4 protein-coding genes are annotated in these 2,189 nt (G+C 33.9%); 2 read left to right on the forward strand and 2 right to left on the reverse strand.

The genetic code is table 11. The features are described from left to right. Positions 1-94: 94 nt before the first annotated feature. Positions 95-331, reverse strand: a complete 237-nt coding sequence (locus BW139_RS18020) for a LysR family transcriptional regulator (RefSeq protein WP_254844989.1) — start codon at positions 329-331, stop codon at positions 95-97. 343 nt (positions 332-674) lie between these two features. On the opposite strand from BW139_RS18020, the gene BW139_RS18025 reads away from it, so the two are divergent. Next, the gene (locus BW139_RS18025; RefSeq protein ID WP_076920572.1) at positions 675-914 is read left to right on the forward strand and encodes a hypothetical protein; all 240 of its coding nucleotides are present in this window, start codon (positions 675-677) and stop codon (positions 912-914) included. A 45-nt stretch (positions 915-959) separates the two neighbouring features. Then, a complete protein-coding gene (locus BW139_RS18030) occupies positions 960-1,163 on the forward strand; it encodes a hypothetical protein (RefSeq protein ID WP_076920573.1) in 204 nt (67 codons plus the stop codon). A gap of 111 nt (positions 1,164-1,274) precedes the next feature. Here BW139_RS18030 and msrA read toward each other — a convergent pair whose 3' ends face one another. Continuing rightward, positions 1,275-1,871 (reverse strand): peptide-methionine (S)-S-oxide reductase MsrA, encoded by a 597-nt coding sequence (msrA, locus tag BW139_RS18035; RefSeq protein ID WP_076920574.1) that lies wholly within the window; start codon positions 1,869-1,871, stop codon positions 1,275-1,277. Positions 1,872-2,189: the final 318 nt, after the last annotated feature.

Genomic DNA, 2,189 nt, shown 5'->3' on the forward strand with positions numbered 1-2,189 from the left:
GTTTCTAATTTGATTGCCGCAGAATACGTTGCGCGTTTTAATTTCGTCATTTTTTCACCCAAATTTGTATGCTTATTAGCATAACATTTCTTTCTTAATGGGTGGCCAAATTAACTATGCCACTACATAGGCAGTGGCTATAGAAACTCTTTCCAGGCTCTGTTAATCGCAGCCTTCCTTTTTCACGATAAAACAACGCTAACGATAAGTCTTCTTCAAGTTTTTTTATTTTTCTTTGTAACGTGGGTAAAGGAATATTTAACTTTACTGACGCTTCATTAAATGTTTTGTAATGATTTACTTTTATAAAAAGCGCGATGATATCAAGCAAGGAAAATCTCCTGTATAAATTTAAAGTATGAAATTGTATTTAGTACTTAATAACTAGGTTAGGTTATAAAACTAGTTATTTAATTAAAGTACTCATTAGTCCCTTTTGTGGCAACAAAAAATTTTACCTTTGAATTAAATCATCTAGTAACTTGTTTTAAGCTAGGATGTACTTGTATGGACACACTGGTAACTTAAGGTTCTTCAAATAACCCTTATTGATAATAAAAGCGATGCAGAAACAATCCGTAACATTTAACTTTAACGATATAATAGACTCGTAATAAGCTAACTATTACGATAAGCAAACTTATTAAAAAACGTCGTAAATGCAAGGAGTTATTATGGAAGATAAACCTATTGACAAAAGTATGTTTGAGTCTTTTTTTGGTGAATATTCATGGACATTTAAGGGGGGTAGCATTGTTGCTTTTGTAATGAGCGTATACATCAGCTTTAATACTAAAGAGTATATTTGGACGCTTCTTATTAATGGTGATTTTAATTCTACAATGTTGGTTATGGTACTCGGTTACTTGTCTGAATTTAGATATCGCTTTATTAAAGAATCAAGAAATAACTGATAGTTGCTAATTCAAACTATATTATTAATCACTAGGGTATTAGAGATGAATGTATTTATAAAATGGTTGATTTTAGCTGCATTAATTATTGCCGCTATTGCATGTTATTCATACGGTAGCACTACCGGCTTATTTTTTTTTATTATTGCGGGCTTTGTTTTTGAAATGGCATTTTGGTTTAAGGTGTTTCCTATAAAAAAGAAATCATCACATCATAGCTGCAGTGTTTTTAAAGTCTTTAAAAATTAATTGTTTACGTGGGCTTGCAGCTTTGAGAAGAGAATAAGTAATTATTCTGCTATTGCTTTGCTTAAATATTAAAAAGGCTGCATTTTATGCAGCCTTTTTGGTTTTATAAACTTAATGGGTAACTCTATCGCCCCAAATGTCTTCTAGGCGATTGTCGCGACCACAGCGCCAGCGATAGGTGTTATAACGAATAGGATTATTTTTATAGTAATCTTGATGATAACTTTCATCGCCTTTTATCGGGTAAAAGGTTTTAGCGTCGAGAATTGGCGTTACCACTGTTTGATCAGGAAATTCATTAATAACGGCTTGTTTAGATTGCTTAGCTAATTGTCGCTGTTGCTCATTAGCAACAAAAATCGCGCTACGGTAGCTTGGGCCTTTATCACAAAACTGGCCTTTGGCGTCAAAAGGGTCAATGTTAACCCAGTAATGGTTTAAAATATCTTGATAGCTTAATACGTCAGTGTTGTAGGTAACTAGAACGGCTTCGTAATGGCCGCGGTGATTACCATTGTAGGTAGGGTTTTTAAGTTCACCGCCGGTAAAACCTGAGATCACATCGGTTACACCTTCGAGTTTTTCAAAATCGCTTTCCATACACCAAAAACAGCCTCCGGCTAAAATAGCTTGTTCAGTTTTAGCGTACGTTAATGAGCTAAACAAAAGCCCCACAGAGGTTAATGCTAGCGCTAAAGTGTGTTTCATAAAAATTTATCACCTGTAGTTATGTATAAATACTTGTATAGTAAGACCCGCTAACTTTAAAAACTCTTTCATTACAAAATGGCTGAAGGGGTTGAACTTACTTTATATAAAACGGATGCTATATATGAAAAGTTTAATGACGACTGATAATTTGTATGATGAATTGTTAGTCGTTCTACAAAACAACTTTATGAATCGCCCCGAGTTCATCGGAGACCAGTTTGTTTAAGTCAGGCCACTTTACCTGACTCGTTTAAATTATCATAGTAGTCTGTTTCATATTGAGCTGGTGAAATATACCCAATTGAAGATAATAAG

The sequence above is a fragment of the Pseudoalteromonas sp. SK18 genome (assembly GCF_001974855.1).
In the GTDB taxonomy this organism is placed as follows: domain Bacteria; phylum Pseudomonadota; class Gammaproteobacteria; order Enterobacterales; family Alteromonadaceae; genus Pseudoalteromonas.

Coding starts and splice junctions, on each gene's coding strand:
- msrA (WP_076920574.1), bottom strand. CDS start 1,871: ATGAAACACACTTTAGCGCTAGCATTAACCTCTGTGGGGCTTTTGTTT.
- BW139_RS18030 (WP_076920573.1), top strand. CDS start 960: ATGAATGTATTTATAAAATGGTTGATTTTAGCTGCATTAATTATTGCC.
- BW139_RS18025 (WP_076920572.1), top strand. CDS start 675: ATGGAAGATAAACCTATTGACAAAAGTATGTTTGAGTCTTTTTTTGGT.